Annotated in this window: 19 protein-coding genes; 11 read left to right on the top strand and 8 right to left on the bottom strand. The window is 65.2% G+C overall.

Annotated elements, in window-relative coordinates; all coding sequences use genetic code 11:
- Positions 1–4: 4 nt before the first annotated feature.
- The 4 genes from LOKVESSMR4R_RS09435 to LOKVESSMR4R_RS09420 are packed head-to-tail and all read right to left on the bottom strand — an operon-like array spanning position 5 to position 3,757.
- Complete coding sequence (locus LOKVESSMR4R_RS09435; RefSeq protein ID WP_087207837.1) at positions 5–793, bottom strand: heme ABC transporter ATP-binding protein; 789 nt, start codon at positions 791–793, stop codon at positions 5–7.
- The gene (locus LOKVESSMR4R_RS09430; RefSeq protein WP_087207835.1) at positions 793–1,860 is read right to left on the bottom strand and encodes a FecCD family ABC transporter permease; all 1,068 of its coding nucleotides are present in this window, start codon (positions 1,858–1,860) and stop codon (positions 793–795) included. Before LOKVESSMR4R_RS09430 ends, LOKVESSMR4R_RS09435 begins: the two co-directional genes overlap by 1 nt.
- On the bottom strand, positions 1,860–2,720 hold the full coding sequence (locus LOKVESSMR4R_RS09425; RefSeq protein WP_087207833.1) for a heme/hemin ABC transporter substrate-binding protein: 861 nt from the start codon (positions 2,718–2,720) through the stop codon (positions 1,860–1,862). Before LOKVESSMR4R_RS09425 ends, LOKVESSMR4R_RS09430 begins: the two co-directional genes overlap by 1 nt.
- On the bottom strand, positions 2,717–3,757 hold the full coding sequence (locus LOKVESSMR4R_RS09420; protein WP_087212935.1) for a ChuX/HutX family heme-like substrate-binding protein: 1,041 nt from the start codon (positions 3,755–3,757) through the stop codon (positions 2,717–2,719). The genes LOKVESSMR4R_RS09425 and LOKVESSMR4R_RS09420 overlap by 4 nt, the downstream gene beginning before the upstream one ends.
- A gap of 216 nt (positions 3,758–3,973) precedes the next feature.
- On the opposite strand from LOKVESSMR4R_RS09420, the gene LOKVESSMR4R_RS09415 reads away from it, so the two are divergent.
- From LOKVESSMR4R_RS09415 to LOKVESSMR4R_RS09365, 11 genes are all read left to right on the top strand, one after another.
- A complete protein-coding gene (locus tag LOKVESSMR4R_RS09415; protein WP_087207830.1) occupies positions 3,974–6,079 on the top strand; it encodes a TonB-dependent receptor domain-containing protein in 2,106 nt (701 codons plus the stop codon).
- Entirely contained in the window at positions 6,073–6,528 is a 456-nt protein-coding gene (locus tag LOKVESSMR4R_RS09410; RefSeq protein WP_237331945.1) for a hypothetical protein, read from the top strand. Before LOKVESSMR4R_RS09415 ends, LOKVESSMR4R_RS09410 begins: the two co-directional genes overlap by 7 nt.
- Positions 6,525–7,148, top strand: coding sequence for a MotA/TolQ/ExbB proton channel family protein (locus tag LOKVESSMR4R_RS09405; RefSeq protein ID WP_087207827.1), 624 nt, complete (start codon positions 6,525–6,527; stop codon positions 7,146–7,148). The genes LOKVESSMR4R_RS09410 and LOKVESSMR4R_RS09405 overlap by 4 nt, the downstream gene beginning before the upstream one ends.
- Complete coding sequence (locus LOKVESSMR4R_RS09400; RefSeq protein ID WP_087207825.1) at positions 7,141–7,509, top strand: biopolymer transporter ExbD; 369 nt, start codon at positions 7,141–7,143, stop codon at positions 7,507–7,509. Before LOKVESSMR4R_RS09405 ends, LOKVESSMR4R_RS09400 begins: the two co-directional genes overlap by 8 nt.
- Positions 7,510–7,513: 4 nt before the next feature.
- A complete protein-coding gene (locus tag LOKVESSMR4R_RS09395; RefSeq protein ID WP_087207823.1) occupies positions 7,514–7,900 on the top strand; it encodes an ExbD/TolR family protein in 387 nt (128 codons plus the stop codon).
- Complete coding sequence (locus tag LOKVESSMR4R_RS09390) at positions 7,897–8,742, top strand: TonB family protein (RefSeq protein ID WP_087207821.1); 846 nt, start codon at positions 7,897–7,899, stop codon at positions 8,740–8,742. Before LOKVESSMR4R_RS09395 ends, LOKVESSMR4R_RS09390 begins: the two co-directional genes overlap by 4 nt.
- Before the next feature lie 204 nt (positions 8,743–8,946).
- Positions 8,947–10,530: an ABC transporter substrate-binding protein gene (locus LOKVESSMR4R_RS09385; protein WP_087207819.1), complete on the top strand. Its 1,584-nt coding sequence runs from the start codon at positions 8,947–8,949 to the stop codon at positions 10,528–10,530.
- A 78-nt stretch (positions 10,531–10,608) separates the two neighbouring features.
- Positions 10,609–11,589 (top strand): ABC transporter permease, encoded by a 981-nt coding sequence (locus LOKVESSMR4R_RS09380; protein ID WP_087207817.1) that lies wholly within the window; start codon positions 10,609–10,611, stop codon positions 11,587–11,589.
- Between the two features lie 45 nt (positions 11,590–11,634).
- Positions 11,635–12,570, top strand: a complete 936-nt coding sequence (locus tag LOKVESSMR4R_RS09375; RefSeq protein ID WP_204248776.1) for an ABC transporter permease — start codon at positions 11,635–11,637, stop codon at positions 12,568–12,570.
- Between the two features lie 8 nt (positions 12,571–12,578).
- The gene (locus LOKVESSMR4R_RS09370; protein WP_087207813.1) at positions 12,579–13,589 is read left to right on the top strand and encodes an ABC transporter ATP-binding protein; all 1,011 of its coding nucleotides are present in this window, start codon (positions 12,579–12,581) and stop codon (positions 13,587–13,589) included.
- Entirely contained in the window at positions 13,586–14,572 is a 987-nt protein-coding gene (locus tag LOKVESSMR4R_RS09365; protein ID WP_087207812.1) for an ABC transporter ATP-binding protein, read from the top strand. The genes LOKVESSMR4R_RS09370 and LOKVESSMR4R_RS09365 overlap by 4 nt, the downstream gene beginning before the upstream one ends.
- 2 nt (positions 14,573–14,574) lie before the next feature.
- On the opposite strand, the gene LOKVESSMR4R_RS09360 is transcribed toward LOKVESSMR4R_RS09365, so the two are convergent.
- From LOKVESSMR4R_RS09360 to LOKVESSMR4R_RS09345, 4 genes are read right to left on the bottom strand one after another with little or no spacing between them, the layout of a single operon-like run.
- The gene (locus LOKVESSMR4R_RS09360) at positions 14,575–15,324 is read right to left on the bottom strand and encodes a TVP38/TMEM64 family protein (RefSeq protein ID WP_087207810.1); all 750 of its coding nucleotides are present in this window, start codon (positions 15,322–15,324) and stop codon (positions 14,575–14,577) included.
- Positions 15,321–16,388, bottom strand: a complete 1,068-nt coding sequence (locus tag LOKVESSMR4R_RS09355) for an FAD-dependent oxidoreductase (RefSeq protein ID WP_087207808.1) — start codon at positions 16,386–16,388, stop codon at positions 15,321–15,323. Before LOKVESSMR4R_RS09355 ends, LOKVESSMR4R_RS09360 begins: the two co-directional genes overlap by 4 nt.
- On the bottom strand, positions 16,385–17,113 hold the full coding sequence (locus LOKVESSMR4R_RS09350; protein WP_087207806.1) for an SDR family NAD(P)-dependent oxidoreductase: 729 nt from the start codon (positions 17,111–17,113) through the stop codon (positions 16,385–16,387). Before LOKVESSMR4R_RS09350 ends, LOKVESSMR4R_RS09355 begins: the two co-directional genes overlap by 4 nt.
- Positions 17,110–17,886 (bottom strand): SDR family NAD(P)-dependent oxidoreductase, encoded by a 777-nt coding sequence (locus LOKVESSMR4R_RS09345; protein WP_157898181.1) that lies wholly within the window; start codon positions 17,884–17,886, stop codon positions 17,110–17,112. Before LOKVESSMR4R_RS09345 ends, LOKVESSMR4R_RS09350 begins: the two co-directional genes overlap by 4 nt.
- Positions 17,887–17,984: the final 98 nt, after the last annotated feature.

Genomic DNA, 17,984 nt, shown 5'->3' with positions numbered 1-17,984 from the left:
CCGTTCAGCCCGCAGCCGCCCATAACCCATGCGGCAGCACAAAGGTCGCCTTTGGGCCGGGCAGCCGGTTGGCCACGATAGGGCAGCCATAAGCCTCGGCCAGGGCAGGGCCGCCGATCACCCGCGCGGGCGATCCCGCATCCAGCAGCAGCCCGTCATGGATCAGCCAGATATCATCGGCCACCATCGCGGCAAGGTTCAGGTCATGCAGCACGATGACCACCCCGCCACCGGCATCGGCAAAGCGGCGCAGCACCCGCATCACGCCGATCTGATGCGCGATATCCAGCGCCGCGACAGGCTCGTCCAGAAACAACCAGCGCGGCCGGCCCGCCACCACGGGGTCCCAGACCTGCGTGCGCACGCGGGCCAATTGCACCCGCGCCTGCTGGCCGCCGGATAATTCCTGGTAATAGCGTCCTGAAAAGCCCGCCAGATCAACCTCGGCCAAGGCGCGCCCGATCAGATCGGACCGGTCGGCCTGCGTGCCATTTGTCAGCCCAAGGCGCACCACCTCGGCCACGGTGAAGGGAAAGGCCAGGCTCGCGGCCTGCGGCAGCACAGCGCGGCGCGCGGCCAATTCCCAAGGCTTGAGGCTGGCCAGATCATCGCCGTCCAGCGCGATCTGCCCGTCATAGCCCACATCGCCCGAAATAGCGCGCAAAAGCGTGGTCTTGCCCGACCCGTTCGGCCCGATCACGGCGACGATCCGGCCGGCGCTGGCACTGGCGGTGATCCCGTGCAAGACGGGCGTGCGGCCCAATGCGGCGCGTAAGGAACGAATGCTTAGCATCACAAATCCACCAAGCCACGGCGGCGCAGCAGGATCCACAGGAACACCGGCGCGCCGATCACCGCCGTGACGATCCCGATGGGCAATTCGGCGGGGGCGATGATGCTGCGCGCGATCAGATCGGCCAGCAACAAAAGCGTGGCCCCCAGCAAGGCCGCATTGACCAGCAGATAACGGTGGTCCGGCCCCGTCGCCAGCCGCAGCAGATGCGGCACCACGATCCCGATAAACCCGATGCCGCCCGATACCGCCACGGCGGCCCCTGTTGCGGCGGCGACGGTCAGGATCGCCACATGTTTGACCCGTTGCACCGGCAGCCCGATGTGATGGGCCGCAGCCTCGCCCAGCGCCAGCCCGTTCAGCCCGCGCGCAAGGAACGGTGCGGCCAGCAGCGCCAGCAGCATCACGGGGCCTGCCGCCGCGATCTTGGGCCAGGATGCCCCGCCCAGCGACCCCAGCCCCCAGAAGGTCAGATCGCGCAATTGCCGGTCATCGGCGACATAGACCAGGATGCCTGTCGCCGCCCCCGCCAGCGCGCCAAGCGCGATCCCCGCCAGCAGCATCGTCGCGGTCGATGTCCGCCCCGCGCGGGTCGAGACGCGGTACAGCACCATGGTCGACAGCCAGCCCCCGATGAAAGCCGCAACCGGCACCATGTTCCAGCCCAGCCAAGCCGCGACCCATGCCGGCGCCTGTCCGCCCAGCACGATGGCCAGCACAGCCCCCAGACCGGCCCCCGCGCCGACACCGACCAGCCCCGGATCGGCCAAAGGATTGCGAAACAGCCCCTGCATCACCGCACCGCCCACCGCCAGCGAGGCACCGACCAGCACGCCGGTCAGCATCCGTGGCAGCCTGATTTCCCACAAGATCAGCCAGTCGCGCGCTGGCACATCATGGCCCGCCAGCCAGCTTTGCGCCACAAGATCAAGCCGCACGCCCGATGCGCCATGCGACAGGCTCAGCAGGCCCGTCAGCCCCAGCAGCGCCGCCAGCCCAAAGGCCACACGCCGCGCGCGCTGGGACCGGTCGCCCGCCATTGCGGGGCTATCGGCAAGGGCGACCATCAGCCTTTTACCGCATCGCTCAGGCGGCGCAGATGGGTGTTCAGCTCTAGCGCTGCATCACCCGTGCGCGGGCCAAAGCCCAGCAGATAAAGCCCGTCCATGGTGACAACATGCTGGTGAATGGCCGCATCGGTCAGCCCCAGGGCGGGATGGGCGGCAATATCGGCCAGTGTCACGGCATGATCACCGCCCCGGTCCATCATCAGGATCAGGTCAGGGTTCGCGGCAATCGCGGCCTCGTCGGTCAGCGGCTTATAGCCTTCCAGCGCCGTGACGGCATTGGTGCCACCGGCCAGTGCGATCATCGCCTCGGCCGATGTGCCCTGACCGCCGACCAGCAACCGCCCGCCCTGCATCGACAGGATGAACATGACCCGTGGTGGCGCGGGCAAGGCCGCCCCGGCGGCGCGGGCCTGTTCCAGCCGTGCCGCGACCTGCGCCTGCAAGGCGGCCCCGGCCTGCGGCAGATCCAGCGCCGTGGCCACCGTGGCGATCTTGGCCATCACGCCCTCTGGATCTAGCGCCTGTGGCACCATCACCAACCCGATGCCCGAGCGTTGCAACAGCTCCAGCACTTCGGGCGGTCCTGCGTCATGTTCGGCAATGACCAGATCGGGGGTCATGGCGATCAGGTTTTCCGCCGATAGCGCGCGGACATAGCCGATATCGGGCAAGGCCGCGACCTCGGGCGGAAAGGATGACGTGGTATCGCGGGCGATCAGCCGGTCACCGGCCCCCAAAGCATGGATGATTTCAGCAACGGACCCGCCCGCCGCAATCACGCGTGACGGGGTCTCGGCAAAGGCTGCGGGGGCCAAAACCACCACGGCCGCAAGGCTGGCTGCGATCTGGCGGATCATGCCATCACCTCGGCCGTCAGCCCCTTGGCCAGCGCATCCCAGGCGCCTGTATCCGTCGCGGCCTCGGCGCGTTTGCCAAAGATTTGCAGGATCAAGCGGCCCTGTTTGTCAAACGCCTCGACCGAGATCGCATCGCCGCGCTTGGTGGGTTTGCGCACTAACCAGACCTGATCGACCTTATCTGCGCGCAGATGCAGGTTGAAAAGCGGGTCAAGCACGTTGAACCAAGGGCCCATCGGTTCCAGCTTTTCGACCGGGCCAGAATGGATCTGGATACAGCCGCGATTGCCGACAAAGACCATGATCGGCACGGCCTGCGCCCCGGCCTGCCGCAGCGCCTGTTCGACCGCATTGACCGGCAGCGGCACCGCCCAGGGCGCGCCGATGGACAGATAGGCCCCCAGCCGGTCGAATTTCAGCCGGCTGGTCATGGCCAGAAACTGGTGGGTATCGGTCATCTTTTCCCAGCCGCTGCGCAATTCGTCGCATTTCGCCTCGTTGATGCGGACAGGCTCTGGCAAGGCGCGCGGGGCCAGGTCGAAAGGCGCATCATCGGGCAGGGCCAGATCAGCGACCAGGGCGTCATAGGCGGCAAGGTCTGATGCGGGTTGCAGATGGATCTTGTGGACCGCGTCACCGGCCGCGTCAAAGATCTGCAAACTGCGTCTTGTGCCATCCGGCCCGGTGCTGTCGACCGCGAAACCATGGACCCAATGGCTGGGGAAAATCCGTAGGTCGATATCGGGGCCAAGCACCATCCCCGCATGGGCGCCCGCGCGGTAATCCAGATAGCGCCCGCGCCGTTCATGCACGCAGAAATCATTGCGGGTCAGCGCCATCACATCGCCAAGCGCGGCGATGCGCGGCATCAGCTGGTCGGGATGGGCCTGGATCCTGCGCACGCCATGACCCAGGTCGGCGGCCAGAATCTCGGCCTCGCGGATGCCCAGCATATCGGCCAGATCACGCGCGCGCAGTTTCGGCTTTTCGGCGCGGATGGACGCAATTTCCGCAGCACGGTCGGGGGATAGAATCATCATCGGTTTGACCTCTGGTTGCCCCGCTGGCAGCGGGGATGGACGCGCGAGGTCCCGGATCTGGCATGGCCCCAAAGGCTTGGCTGGAAGATCAGGCGCAGTACTTGACTGTTTGTGTCGGAATAACTAGAACGCCCGTCGTCGGGGGTCAAGACACCTTGATGCATGCCAGCGTGACAGCCAGCCGAAACCTTAAATCCGGATGGAGAATCGGTCATGACGATGCGCATACGTCCTCGCAGGCTGGGCCTGGCCTGCCTTTTGACAACAACAGCAATCCTGGCCGCAGGCATGGCCACGGCCCAACAGGCCCAAGTGGACAGCGGCACCTTTCTGGGGCGGCTGATCTTTGGTGCCGGCCAGCAAAAGGTCGCGATTGACACGCCGCAGGCGGTCAGCGTGCTGGACCAGCAAGATATCGACCGCGAACAGGCGGCCAATGTGGGCCAGATCCTGCGCAATGTGCCGGGTGCGCAGACGGCGGGATCGGACCGGCCCCTGGGCTTTGCCTTCAACATCCGCGGGATCGGGGCGACGGAACAATCCGCATCAGAGGCGCGGATCATCGTCAATGTCGATGGCGTGCCGAAATTCTATGAACAATATCGCATGGGGTCGTTCTTTTCGGACCCCGAGCTTTACCGCCGGGTCGAGATTTTGCGCGGGCCGGGCTCGGCCACGCTTTACGGATCGGGTGCCATCGGCGGCGTGGTCCGGTTCGAGACCAAGGATGCCAGCGATTTCATCCCCGAGGATGGCAGCGGCGCGCTGCGGCTGAAATATGGCTATGACAGCAATGGCAACGGCCATCTGGGGTCGATGATCTATGCCGCGCGCCCCGTCGAGGGGGCCGAATTTCTGGCCGCGCTGGGCTATCGCCGCGCCGATGATTATGACGACGGCGCAGGTGCCACCGTGGCGGGCAGCGGATTCGAGGCCCCCTCGGCCCTGTTGAAAGGCACGTTCCAGCTGGGCGATCTCCAGACCCTGCGGCTGTCGGCGCAGCGCTTTTCATCGGATGCCGATAATGCCTCGCTGGCGCAGACCGGTGGCGGTGATGCGATCACCAATGCCTTTGGCACGGTGGACCGGTCGGTGACGGATGACACGTTCAGCATCGCTTGGGATCATGCGGGGGGCGGCTGGTTCAATCCGCGCGTGCAGCTGTCCTATTCCGACACCACGGTCGAGCAATCCAACGCGCGCAGCACCTCGGGGGCGCCGCAGACCTGTCTGCCGACAGCCTCGAATGCCAATGTCTTCTGCGATGTGACCTATGCCTATCGCACCGCGATGCTGACCGCCGAGAATACCGCCGCCTTTAGCGGGGCAGGCTGGGATAATTTCCTGACCTTCGGGATGCAGGCCACCACGCAGGACCGCGTCGCCGACAGCGCCGGGCTGCTGGGCTTCCACCCCGAGGGCAGCGACCGCAAGATCGGCGTCTATGCGCAGGCCGAAATCGTGATCGGTGACCGGCTGACCCTGATCCCCGGCGCGCGTATCGACTTTGCCGAACGCGAACCGGGCGCCGAAGTGCCCAATGGCGCCACCGTCACCGATGAGGCAAGCGCGCTGACATTGGCGGCACTTTATGACGTGACCGATGATCTGGCGGTCTTTGGCTCGGTCGCGCGGACCGAACGGCTGCCGACGCTGGACGAGCTTTATTCCTTTTCGGGGACCAAATCCGCAGCGCTTGATCTGGACAAGGAAGAGGCCACCAATGTCGAACTCGGCCTGACCTATAGCCGCGACGGGTTGTTCGCGGCGGGCGATAACCTGCAATTGAAACTGACCGCCTTTCGCAACCGGATCGACGATTTTGTGACCGTGACCCCCAGCAGCGATACGGTGTTCTTCCGCAATCTGGCGCAGGCCGATTTCGAAGGTGCCGAGATCGAGGCCGGGTATGAAGCGCATAATCTGTTCGGGCGGCTGGCGCTGTCCAGCGTGCGCGGCACCGATGGTGATTTCGGCTATACGCTGGCCACGACACCCGCCGATCAGGCCGCAGTGACATTGGGCCGGCGGTTGCCCGACCGGGGGCTTGAATTCGGCTGGCGCGGCACTTTCGTCGATGACATCACGACATCGACCCGCAACGTGACGTCCGGGGTGGTCACCGATACGTCTTTTGCAGGTTATACCACGCAGGATGTCTTTGTGACATGGCGGCCCGATGACGGCGCGCTCGCAGGCTTCGATCTGCAGCTGGCGGTCGAAAACCTGCAAGATACGGCCTATCGCAACAACCTGTCGCTGGACCAAGGCCGTGGACGGACCTTCAAGATCAGCCTGGCGCGGAGCCTGACATGGTAAGGGCAGGGATCATTGCGCCTGTTCTTGCCCCTGTGCTTGCGCCTGTTCTTGCGCCCGTTCTTGTTCTGGCGCTCGCATGGCCTGCGGCGGCACAGCAGGCGGGCGGGATCGCGGTCGATCTGAACCGGCTTGATCCTGTGGATAATGCCTGCCGGCTGACCTTCGTCGCGGATAATGCGCTGGCGCCTTTGACCACGCTGGCGCTGGAAACGGTGCTTTTCGATCAGGCGGGCCGGGTCGCTGCGCTGACGCTGTTTGATTTCGGCGCGCTGCCCGTGGATGCGCGCCGCGTGCGCCAATTCGATGTGGCCGGGATCGCCTGCCCAGAGATCGCCCAGCTGCTGATCAACGGCGTCGCCTCCTGCACCGGCGAGGCGGTGCAGGATTCCGCCTGTGCGCAGGCGCTGCATGTCACGGTTTCTGTGGATGATGTCGAGGTAATGCAATGATCCATCTTTTGCAGGCGCGCGATGCGCTGGTCGCTTTCATTGATCTGGGCGGCTGGGTCGTTGCGCTGCTGATCGGCCTGTCGGTGCTGTCGGGGGCCGTGGTGCTGTGGAAACTGGCGCAATTCTATGCCGCAGGGGTCGGGCGGCATGCGCCCTTGCTGGCCGCACTCGCGGCCTCTGATGCAGGCCAGCAGGCCCGCGCGCTGGCCCTGGCCGAAGCGGCGCAATCGCATCTGGGACCGGTGCTGGCGCTGGCGCTAGAGGCGCGTGATGCGCGCGACCGGCTTTATGCGCTGGCCGAGACGCGGCTGGCCCGGCTGGAAGGCGGGTTTCGCCTGCTTGATGCCGTGGCGCAGACCGCCCCGCTTTTGGGGCTGTTCGGCACCGTGCTGGGCATGATCGCGGCCTTTCGCGCGATGCAAGAGGCCGGGCAAAGCGTTGATCCATCCGTGCTGGCGGGCGGGATCTGGGTGGCCTTGATGACCACGGCGGCGGGGCTGGCCGTGGCAATGCCGCTGACCGCGATCCTGTCCTGGTTCGAGGGCCGCATGGCCCATGAACGCCGCATCGCCGAGACGCTGATCGAAGGCGCTTTGCACCCCGGTCTGGCCCATGGTTAGGCCCGCGCTGCGCAGACGGCGGCTGTCGCTGACATCGCTGATTGATGTGATCTTTCTGCTATTGTTGTTTTTCATGCTGTCATCGACCTTTACCCGCTTTGGCGATCTGCCCTTCATCGCGGCGACAGCCGGGGCCGCTGGCTCGGGCGCGCCGCCTGCCTTTTTGCGCATCACCGCCGATGCGATCACGCTGAACGTGGCCGAGATCACCCTGGCCGGTCTGCCCGCCGCGATGACGGCGCTGGATGGCGGGCTGGTGCTGGTCGCCCCTGCTGCGGATGTCACAGCCCAGCGGCTGGTCGATGTGCTGGTGGTCGCGCAAACCGTGCCGGGGATCAGCCTGCGCCTGATCGGCGGGTGATCCGATGCGTCTTGCCCCGCCGCCCCGCGCCAAGCCTGAACCGACAATCGCGCTGATCAACGTGGTCTTCCTGATGCTGGTGTTCTTTTTGATCGCAGGGCAGGTGGCCCAGCCATTGGAACGTGACATGCAGCTGGTCGATGCGGATATCGCCGCCGCGCGGGTGCCGGATGATGCGCTGGTGGTGCTGGCGGATGGCACGCTGTTATGGCGCGCCGAAGTGACGACACCTGCCGCATTCGCCGCCGCGCAAGCGGATCAAAGCGGTGGCTTGCGGCTTTTGCCGGATCGCAATCTGCCCGCGCGTGAACTGATCGCTCTCGCCGCCGCCCTGCGCAGCGCAACCGGGCAGGACCTGCGGCTGGTGACGCAAACCGGGCTTGCGCCATGATCCGGCTGCGCGCCTTGGGGGGCGGATTGCTGGCGCTGGCGCTGTCGGGGGGCTTGCATGCGGCGGGGCTGCTGATCGCGGTGCCAGCGCCGCAGCGGCTGGAGATCGCAGGCGGCGGCGCGCCGGATCACGCGGCCTTGGGGGCGGCTTTCGCGGATTTCGTGGCTGGATCAACACCTGTCACCCCGCCAGCGCAGCCCCCCGTGGCGCAGCCTGTCACCGCGCGCAGCCTTGCGCTGCCTGCATCGGCGGTCGCTGATCTGGCGGTGCCCGTGGCCCCCGCGCCGGCCACCAGCGCGCCGGTTGCCAGCACGGTCGCGCCCCCGGTCAGCCCGCGTGAAACCGCCGCGCAAGCAGCGCCCGACCCGACCCATGCGCTGCCCGATAGCGCCCCCGCGACATCGCTGCGCCCCGTTGCGCGCCCCGCACGGCAAGCTGCACCCACCCCACAGGCCAATCCGCCACGCCAGGCAGGCACGGCATCAACCGATGCCACCCGTGGCAGCACACAGGCCCGCCCGCAGGGGCAGGCGGCCGCATCGGGGGCGGCACCGGCACCCGACAGCACCGGCGGGCAGGCCGCAGCGGCCAGCTATCCCGGGCAGGTGCTGCGCCAGATCACCCGCGTCCGGCGTCAGAACGCCCCCGCGCGCGGCAGCGTCGTGGTGCGCTTTGCGATTGCGGCCTCGGGGGCGCTTGGCGATGTCAGCGTGGCGCAATCCTCTGGCTCTGCCGCGCTGGACCGGCTGGCGCTGGACCATATCCGCCGCGCGGCCCCCTTTCCGGCCCCGCCCGCAGGCGCGCAGACCACGTTCAGCTTTGAATTTGTCGGGCGTCCCTGACGGCTGATCCCTGCGCGCGCGCCATGGTCTGCCCAGCTTTTGTGCAGCCAGGCTGCCATTGCGAACACTTGGCGCCAGATCGCCGCTCTGTCGGGCGGGCCGCGTCTTGGCCATTGCAAAAGATGGATGAATCATCTCTGTTGCCGGGCAGGACGCGATGCAGCACGGCTGCATGCCCGAAAATCAAGGAATGGAGTTCCCGACATGACCAGACAAATCCTTAGTCTTTCTGCGATGTTACTGTCCTCGACACTGATCGTGTCGCAGGCATCGGCCGAAACGATCCGCTGGGCGCGGGCATCCGATGCCCTGACGCTGGACCCGCATTCGCAAAACCAGGGGCCGACGCATAACTTTGCCCATCATGTCTATGAAACGCTGATGGACCGCGATGTCGAAGGCACGTTGACGCCACGTCTGGCGACATCTTGGGCGATCAAGGACGGATCCCCCGACACTTGGGTCTTTACCTTGCGCGAAGGCGTGACCTTCCATGATGGCGCGGCTTTCACCGCCGAGGATGTGGTCTTTTCGCTGGACCGCGCGCGGTCGGAAAAATCCAACATGCGCCAGCTGCATGTCGATGTGGCCGAAGTCACCGCCGTTGATGATTACACCGTCGAAGTCCGCATGACCGGCCCGTCGCCGCTCTATCCCAATAACCTGACCAATACGTTCATCATGGACAAGGATTGGTCCGAGGCCAATAACGTCGTCGAAGTGCAGGATTACGCCGCAGGCGAGGATAATTTCGCCGTGCGCAACACCAATGGCACCGGCCCCTATATCCTGCAATCGCGCGAAGTCGATGTGCGCTCGGTCCTGACCGTGAACGAAAACCACTGGGCCGACACCGCCCCTGCCGTGACGGAAATCATCTATCTGCCGATTTCGGATGCCGCGACACGCGTTGCCGCGCTGCTGTCGGGCGAGGTTGACATCGTGCAGGACGTGCCGGTGCAGGATATCGAACGCCTCAGCGGCACCGACGGGATCAAGATCGAAACCGGCGCTGAAAACCGGGTGATCTATTTTGGCTATAAATTCGGTGATGAACCGCTGGCCTCGTCCAATGTCACCGACAGCAACCCGTTCAACAACCCGCTGGTGCGCGAAGCCATGGAACTGGCCATCGACCGCGAAGCGATCCAGGCGGTCGTGATGCGCGGCCAGTCGATCCCGACAGGCATTCCGAACCCGCCTTTCGTCGCGGGCTGGACCCCAGAGCTGGACGCCTATCCCGCCGTCGATCTGGACCGCGCGCGCGCATTGCTGACCGAAGCGGGCTATCCCGACGGGTTCAGCGTGACGCTGGATACCCCCAACAACCGCTACGTCAACGACGAGGCGATCAGCCAGGCCGTTGTCGGCATGCTGGGCCGGATCGGGATCAATGTCACGCTGGCCTCGCGCCCTGTGGCGCAGCATTCGCCGCTGGTCACCAGCAACGAGACTGATTTCTACATGCTGGGCTGGGGCGTGCCGACATTCGATTCCGCCTATGTCTTCAACGACTTGGTGCATTCCAAAGAAGGCAGCTATGGCGCCTATAACGGCGGTCTTTATTCCAACCCCGAACTGGACGCGATGATCAAATCGCTGGGCACGGAAACCGATCTGGAAGCCCGCGCCGCGACGGTTGCCGAAATCTGGGACGTGGTGAAGGCGGACCGTGTGCTGCTGCCGATCCATAATCAGGTCTTGGCTTATGCGATGAACGACCGTATCACCCTGCCGGTTCATCCTGAGAACCAGCCGCTGATGACCAGCGTCACCTTCGCAGACTGATCCGTCACGTTACCATGAACCGCCTTGTCTCGGGCTTCCGACGCAAGGCGGTTCTTTCATTCAAAAAGGGGTCGCCCGATGCTGGCCTTCATCATCAGACGGCTTGCGCAATCCGTCGTTGTCATGCTGTTCGTGGCGCTGATCGCGTTCATCGTCTTTCGCTATGTGGGTGACCCGATCGCCAGCATGGTCGGCGTCGATACGCGGCTGGAAGATCAGGAAATCATGCGCGAAAGGCTGGGGCTGAACGACAGCGTCATCGTGCAATTCGCCCGTTTCATCGCCAATGCCGCCCAAGGCGAATTCGGCATTTCCTATCGCCTGCAACAGCCCGTGACCGAGCTGATCCTCAGCCGCCTGCCCGCGACAATCGAATTGGCGCTGGTCTCGGCCAGTATCGCGCTGATCTTTGGGGTGATCTTTGGCGTCTATACCGCGCTGCGGCCCAAGGCCTGGTCCTCGGCGGGGATCATGGCTTTGTCGCTGGTGGGTGTCAGCCTGCCGACATTCCTGATCGGGATCGGGCTGATCTATATTTTCGCGGTTGAACTGGGCTGGCTGCCGTCTTTCGGGCGCGGCGAGGTCGTCGATCTGGGCTGGTGGCGCACCGGTTTCCTGACCGAAAGCGGGCTGAAATCGCTGATCCTGCCCGCGATCACGCTGTCGCTGTTCCAGCTTACGCTGATCATGCGTCTGGTCAGGGCCGAGATGCTGGAAGTGCTGCGCACCGAATACATCCGCTTTGCCAAGGCGCGCGGATTGACCCAGCGCGCCATCAATTTCGGCCATGCGCTGAAAAACACGATGGTGCCCGTGATCACCATCACCGGCCTGCAACTGGGGTCGGTCATCGCCTTTGCCATCGTCACCGAAACCGTGTTCCAATGGCCGGGTGTGGGGTCTTTGTTCATCGTCTCGGTGCAGGTGGTCGATGTGCCGGTGATGGCGGCCTATCTGATGTTCATCGCGCTGGTCTTCGTGCTGATCAATCTGGTCGTCGATATTCTGTATTACGTTGTCGATCCGCGGCTGCGCGTCGATGGCGGGGCAGGGAAGTAAACCATGGAAAACCGCAAATTTGTCAAAGACATCCCCGCCGAGGATATGATCGTGCCGGTCCGTGCCGAGGGCCGGATAGCGCGCGCGCTGGACAGCGATATCTTTTATTCCTGGCGGACCTCGCCGGTGACGGTGGTTGCGACCTTCGTGGCCTTGGCGCTGATCCTGATGGCCGTTTTCGCGCCTTTGATCGCGCCCTATAACCCGTTCAACCCCGCCAGCCTGAACCTGATGGACGGGTTCACCCCGCCGGCCAGCACCGGGGCCTTTACCGATAATTATTTCCTGATGGGCGCCGATAACCAAGGCCGCGATGTGCTGTCCACGATCATGTATGGCAGCCGTGTGTCGCTATTCGTCGGTATCCTTGCGACGCTGTTCGCGATGACGCTGGGCGTGTCGCTGGGGTTGGTCGCGGGTTATAACGGGGGCACCATTGATGCGGTGATCATGCGGATCACCGATATCCAGCTGTCCTTTCCCGCGATCCTGATCGCGCTGCTGATCTTTGGCATCGCGCGCGGGCTGATCCCGCCCAGCCAGCAGGAAAGCATGGCCGTCTGGGTGCTGATCCTGGCGATCGGTCTGTCGAATTGGGCGCAATTCGCGCGCACGGTGCGCGGCGCGACCATGGTGGAACGGCAAAAGGATTACGTCTCCGCCGCGCGGATCATGGGCGTGCATCCGATCCTGATCTTGCTGCGCCATGTGCTGCCCAATGTGCTGGGGCCGGTGCTGGTGATCGGGACGATTTCATTGGCGCTGGCCATTATCGAAGAGGCGACCTTGTCCTTCCTCGGGGTCGGTGTGCCGCCGACGCAGCCAAGCTTGGGCACGCTGATCCGTATTGGCCAGCAATTCCTGTTCTCGGGCGAATGGTGGATCTTGTTCTTTCCCGCCGTCACGCTGATCGCGCTGGCGCTGTCGGTCAACCTGCTGGGTGACTGGCTGCGCGATGCGCTGAACCCCAAATTGCGATAGGACGCGCTATGACCGAACCGCTATTGTCTGTCCGCAACCTGACGGTGGAATTCCCCACGCGCCGTGGCATCCTGACCGCGGTGCAGGATATTTCCTTTGACATCATGCCCGGCGAGGTGCTGGGCGTGGTGGGGGAATCCGGTGCCGGCAAGTCGATGACCGGCTCTGCCATCATGGGGCTGATCGACCGTCCCGGCCGGATCGCGCAGGGCGAGGTGATCTTGCAAGGCCGCCGCATCGACAATCTGCCCGCTGCCGAGATGCGCAAGATCCGTGGCCGCAAGATCGGCATGATCTTTCAGGACCCGCTGACATCGCTGAACCCGCTTTACCGGATTTCCGAACAGCTGATCGAGACGATCCGCACCCATCTGCCATTGTCGGTGACAGAGGCGCGCAAGAAGGCCGTGCAATTGCTGGATGATGTGGGCATCCCCGATGCCAGCCGCCGGATCGACGATTATCCGCATCAGTTTTCGGGCGGTATGCGCCAGCGCGTGGTCATTGCGCTGGCCCTTTGCGCGGGGCCTGATCTGGTGATCGCGGATGAACCGACGACCGCGCTTGATGTGTCAGTGCAGGCGCAGATCATTGATGTGATGAAACGGCTTTGCGCCGAAAATGGCGCCTCGATCATGCTGGTCACCCATGACATGGGGGTGATCGCGGAAACCGCCGACCGTGTCGCGGTGATGTATGCGGGCCGGATCGCCGAAATCGGCCCGGTGCGTGATGTGATCAAGGACGCCCAGCATCCCTATTCATCCGGCCTGATGGGGGCGATCCCGCGTCTGGGGGCCAATCTGGACCGGCTGACCCAGATCCCCGGATCAATGCCGCGCCTGTCGGCCATCCCGCGTGGTTGCGCCTTTAACCCGCGCTGCCCGCATGTGATGGACAAATGCCGCGTGGACCAACCGCAGGCCGTGCAAACAGCCCCCGGTCGCCGTGTGGCCTGCTGGCTTTACCCGCCGCAGGACGCCACGACCGCATCCGCAGAAAGGCTGACCGCAGAATGACCAAGACGCTTTTGGATGTCCGCGGCCTGTCGCGCCGCTTTGACGTGTCGCAGCCCTGGCTGAACCGCAAGATCGAAGGCACCGGCAAGCTTTATGTCAACGCTGTCGATGACGTCAGTTTCACCGTCAAACAGGGCGAAACCTTTGCCCTTGTCGGCGAAAGCGGGTCGGGCAAATCCACCATTGCGCGGCTGATCGTGGGCCTGCTGACCCCCAGCAAGGGGGATATCGTCTTTGACGGCACCTCTCTCAAGGACGGGTTGCGCGGGGCCAAGGCGCGCGCCTTGCGCCGCCGGTTCCAGATGATCTTTCAGGACCCGCTGGCCAGCCTGAACCCGCGCTGGCGGGTCGTGGATATCGTGGCCGAACCCTTGCGCGTCTTTGAACGCGGGATGAGCAGCCGTGACCAGCGCCTGCGCGTGGGCGAATTGCTGACGCTGGTGGGCCTTGCCCCCGAAGATGGCGTGAAATTCCCGCATCAGTTTTCGGGGGGCCAGCGCCAGCGTATCGCGATTGCGCGCGCCTTGGCCGCGAACCCCGATTTCATCGTCTGTGACGAGCCGACATCCGCGCTTGATGTCTCGGTTCAGGCGCAGATCCTGAACCTGATGAAAGACCTGCAAAAGGATTTCGGCCTGACCTATGTCTTCATCTCGCATAATTTGCAGGTCGTGCGGCATATGGCGAATGATATCGGCGTGCTTTATCTGGGCCGTCTGGCCGAAGTGGCCGAGGCGGGCGCGCTGTTCGATGCGCCACAACACCCCTATACGCGCATGTTGCTGGATGCGGTCCCTGATATCGAGATGACAGGCCGCCGACGCAAACAGGTCGAAGGCGAAATTCCATCGCCCATCGACCCGCCCTCGGGCTGTGCGTTCCATCCGCGCTGTCCTTTTGCCAATGAGCGCTGCAAGCGTGAGGTGCCGCAGGTTCTGGCCGGTGTCGCCTGTCACGCCTTGCAAGAGGGGCGGATCAGCTAGCGTCACGGCTTTGGCGTGCGCCTTGGATAGAGTTTGCGGATCACCGGCGGGATTGCCGCGACCAGCGCCAGCGCGCCAAAGGCGATGGTCAGCTCTGGCGTGACCAGATCGGAGATCTGCACGCTTTGCCCTGCGGCGGCGGCGCTGGCCAGCACGCTGTCGATGCCCGACCCCAGATAGGCAAAGGCAAAGGTGCCGGGGGCGATCCCGATCAGCGTCGCGGGCATATAGGTCGATAGCGGTACCCGGAACAGCGCAGGCGCGATATTCATCGCAAAGAACGGAAAGATCGGCGCAAGCCGCAGCACGATCAGCGTCGCAAAGGCGTTGTTCTCGAACGCTTCGGCCAGGCGGTTCACGCGCGGCCCCGCAATCGCGCGCAGCCCCGCCCCAAAGGATGTGCGCGCCGCCAGAAACAACAGCGATGCGCCCAGCGTGGCGCTGATCACCACGACGCTGCCGCCCACCAGCCAGCCAAACAGGAACCCGCCGCTGATCGTCAGCATGGATGCCGCCGGAAAGGCCGTCGCCACCGCCACGACATAGATCAGCGCGAAACTGATCAGGCTGAGCGCATAATGATCCGCGATCAGCGCGCGCAGGCTGCCGCGTTGGGCTGCCAGCCAGTCGAGGCTGAAGATCTCTTGCAAGCCAGCCGCATACATCGCGCCAAGGGCGGCAAGGATCACCACAAGCGGGGCAAAGCGCAGCAGCCGGGACTTGCGCGGCGGGGCGGGGGGCGGTGCGGTCATGGCATGTCCTTTTCCAGCAAGGCGCGGTAGCGCGCCAGATAGCTGCGATCATTGATATCCTTGATCCGCCAGGCCCAGCGCCCTTGCAGCGCGATGCCGTTGCGCGTGGCGATGGCATGTTTGGGGCCGGTGCCGATCAGGCTCAGCCAATCACTCTGCGGGCGATGCGCCAGCAAGGGTTCCCCCGCCAGCGCGCGTTGCAGATTGGCAAACAGCACCGGCCCTTGGCGGACGGCGAAAACACCGGCCTTGGCGCGCGGATGATCGGCCATGCTGGCCACGTCACCGCTGGCAAAGATATGGTCCTGCCCCGCGACCTGCAAGCTCGGGCCGATCGCCAGATAGCCAAGCGTATTGCGCGCAAGCCCGGTTTGCGCCAGCCAATCGGGCGGGGCCGCGCCTGCCGCATTGATCGCCAGCGCAAGGTGCGGGGCGGTGGCGGCGGTATGCACGGCAATGCCCGCGCGCGCCAGATGCCGGCGCAGGGGCCGGCGCGCGGCGGCGGGGATCCGGTCAAGCCGCAGGCCCGAGCGTTCGATCAGGATCGGGGCAGGGCGGCTGTCGCCCCAGCGATGCGCCAGCGCCAGCGCCAGCTCGATCCCCGCCGCACCGCCGCCGACCACGCCAACAGGCGCGCCCGGACTGACCTGATCTTCCCAATCCTGCAACGCATCGACAAAGGCCGGGGCGGGCTTTATTTTCAGGACCGGCAGGCTGCGGTCCAGCCCGATATCGCGCGGCCATGCCCCGGTATTGAGGCTGAGAATGCTGAAACCCAGCCGGGTGGCATCATCCAGAATGACCTCTGATCTGGCCAGATCAAGGCCGCTGATCGCGCCTTGCCGAAAACCGACCTTGGCAGCGCGGGCAAGACCGGCGGCATCCACCGTCATCTGCGCGGGCGCGTAATGGCCCGCCACGACGCCGGGCAACATGCCGGCATAGACGGCTTGGCGATCCTTGGTGATCAGGATGATCTCTGTCTCGGGCAAAGGCGTCATGGCCAGACGGCGCAGCACCTCCAGATGCGCAAGACCGGCGCCGATCAGGACAAGCCGCTTCATGGCAGCCGCTCATAGAGCAATTTGCGCATCGTCTTTGTTGCCTGCGCGGGGAAAAGCCGCCCGAACAGGGCCATCGCCTGTGACGCGGCCCCCGGCACGATGATGCTGCGCCATCTGCTGCGCAGGATGCGGCGGGCGATACGGTCGGGGCAGGCCCGGCCACGGCCGCTGCTGCCCAAAGGCGCATGGCGCGCGGCATGGGCGGTCTGCATCGGGCCGGGGGTGGCGACCTGCACAATGATCCGGTGATCGCGCCAAAGCGCCGGCCGCAACGCGCGCGCAAAGGCGACCAGCGCATCCTTGCCGCCCGCATAGGTGCTGGCCCCCGGATAGCCCGTGTAATGCGACACCGAGGCGATAAAGATCACCCGCCCGCCCGGTGCGATCAGCCCGCGCGCCAGCAGCCCCTGCGCCAGCAGGATCGGGGCCGCGCAATTGATGTCATGCACCTTGCGGATCATGGCCGGGGGCATGGTCTCGAACGGGCCGACGGCGTTGATGCCTGCGCACATCACGACCAGATCGAACGGGCCTGCGCCGTGCAATCTGGCGGGCAAAGCCGCGACAGCATCGGCCTGCGCCAGATCGCAGGGCACAAATTGCTGATCTGCGCCTGTCTGCGGCACGGTTTGGTCGATGATCCAGAGCGCGGCCCCCTTGCTGCGCAGCGCGCGCACGATCGCCGCGCCCAGCCCGTCGCTGCCGCCGGTGATCAGCGCCCTCATGCCGCGCGGCCCGTGATCTTTTGCCGGATCACCGCGCCAAAAGAGACGCGCCGCCGCATCCGGCCTTGGCCCTGCATCGCATCAATGATGCCTGCCGCGACCGAAGCGACCGGCAGCATCATCCGCAGCGCCAGCGGCGATGTCAGCCCCGCGCGCCCGGCCATGCCGGTTGCGGTCGGTCCGGGATGGATCACGCGCACATCGACGCGGCCTTGCCATTCGCTGCGCAGCGACCGGCCAAAACCGTCCAGCCCGGCCTTGCTGGCGGCATAGACCGGCATGCCCGCCGCCCCGCGATAGGCGACAGAGCCGACCAGCCCCAGCACCCCCCGCCGCGCCTGCAAAGCCGCAAACAGCAGCTGTGCCGTCAGCATCGGCATCAGCAGGTTGACCGCCAGCACATCGCTGATCGCCTGGGGCGTTTCGCGGCAGAGCGGGCGGTAATGGCCAATGCCGGCATTCAGCAGCGCCATATCCAGCCGCGCAGGCGCGCGCGCAGCCAGCAGCTGGCAGCCCTGCGCCGTCGCCAGATCGACCGGGTGATAGGCGATATCGGGGAAATCGGCGGGCAGGTCCTGCGCTTGCCTGCGGCCAAAGCCTGTCACCTCATGCCCCGCATCATGCAAGGCCCGGCAGATCGCAAGCCCGATCCCCGCGCTGGCCCCGGTGACCAGCCAGCTTTGCCTGTTTGCGGTGGGCCTGCCTGCGGGGGGCCTGCCTGCGGGGGGCCTGTGCAAGGGCGGCCTCTGCAAGGGCGGGTCTTGATCCTGCATCGCGATATGATCCATCCTGCGCTGGTGGGCGGGGCGGGCGGCGGCGCGCCCGGTGCCACCGCTGGCATACCGACCCTATCATGCAAAGCAAAACCGCG

The organism is Yoonia vestfoldensis (assembly GCF_002158905.1).
In the GTDB taxonomy this organism is placed as follows: Bacteria; Pseudomonadota; Alphaproteobacteria; order Rhodobacterales; family Rhodobacteraceae; genus Yoonia; species Yoonia vestfoldensis_B.
The sequence above is the reverse complement of the archived record's forward strand: the minus strand, read 5'-3'. Positions and strand labels throughout refer to the sequence as shown.

Coding starts and splice junctions, on each gene's coding strand:
- LOKVESSMR4R_RS09425 (WP_087207833.1), bottom strand. CDS start 2,720: ATGATCCGCCAGATCGCAGCCAGCCTTGCGGCCGTGGTGGTTTTGGCC.
- LOKVESSMR4R_RS09430 (WP_087207835.1), bottom strand. CDS start 1,860: ATGGTCGCCCTTGCCGATAGCCCCGCAATGGCGGGCGACCGGTCCCAG.
- LOKVESSMR4R_RS09390 (WP_087207821.1), top strand. CDS start 7,897: ATGATCCGGCTGCGCGCCTTGGGGGGCGGATTGCTGGCGCTGGCGCTG.
- LOKVESSMR4R_RS09370 (WP_087207813.1), top strand. CDS start 12,579: ATGACCGAACCGCTATTGTCTGTCCGCAACCTGACGGTGGAATTCCCC.
- LOKVESSMR4R_RS09395 (WP_087207823.1), top strand. CDS start 7,514: ATGCGTCTTGCCCCGCCGCCCCGCGCCAAGCCTGAACCGACAATCGCG.
- LOKVESSMR4R_RS09355 (WP_087207808.1), bottom strand. CDS start 16,388: ATGAAGCGGCTTGTCCTGATCGGCGCCGGTCTTGCGCATCTGGAGGTG.
- LOKVESSMR4R_RS09365 (WP_087207812.1), top strand. CDS start 13,586: ATGACCAAGACGCTTTTGGATGTCCGCGGCCTGTCGCGCCGCTTTGAC.
- LOKVESSMR4R_RS09345 (WP_157898181.1), bottom strand. CDS start 17,886: ATGCAGGATCAAGACCCGCCCTTGCAGAGGCCGCCCTTGCACAGGCCC.
- LOKVESSMR4R_RS09420 (WP_087212935.1), bottom strand. CDS start 3,757: ATGATTCTATCCCCCGACCGTGCTGCGGAAATTGCGTCCATCCGCGCC.
- LOKVESSMR4R_RS09380 (WP_087207817.1), top strand. CDS start 10,609: ATGCTGGCCTTCATCATCAGACGGCTTGCGCAATCCGTCGTTGTCATG.
- LOKVESSMR4R_RS09385 (WP_087207819.1), top strand. CDS start 8,947: ATGACCAGACAAATCCTTAGTCTTTCTGCGATGTTACTGTCCTCGACA.
- LOKVESSMR4R_RS09410 (WP_237331945.1), top strand. CDS start 6,073: ATGGTAAGGGCAGGGATCATTGCGCCTGTTCTTGCCCCTGTGCTTGCG.
- LOKVESSMR4R_RS09375 (WP_204248776.1), top strand. CDS start 11,635: ATGATCGTGCCGGTCCGTGCCGAGGGCCGGATAGCGCGCGCGCTGGAC.
- LOKVESSMR4R_RS09435 (WP_087207837.1), bottom strand. CDS start 793: ATGCTAAGCATTCGTTCCTTACGCGCCGCATTGGGCCGCACGCCCGTC.
- LOKVESSMR4R_RS09360 (WP_087207810.1), bottom strand. CDS start 15,324: ATGACCGCACCGCCCCCCGCCCCGCCGCGCAAGTCCCGGCTGCTGCGC.
- LOKVESSMR4R_RS09405 (WP_087207827.1), top strand. CDS start 6,525: ATGATCCATCTTTTGCAGGCGCGCGATGCGCTGGTCGCTTTCATTGAT.
- LOKVESSMR4R_RS09400 (WP_087207825.1), top strand. CDS start 7,141: ATGGTTAGGCCCGCGCTGCGCAGACGGCGGCTGTCGCTGACATCGCTG.
- LOKVESSMR4R_RS09415 (WP_087207830.1), top strand. CDS start 3,974: ATGACGATGCGCATACGTCCTCGCAGGCTGGGCCTGGCCTGCCTTTTG.
- LOKVESSMR4R_RS09350 (WP_087207806.1), bottom strand. CDS start 17,113: ATGAGGGCGCTGATCACCGGCGGCAGCGACGGGCTGGGCGCGGCGATC.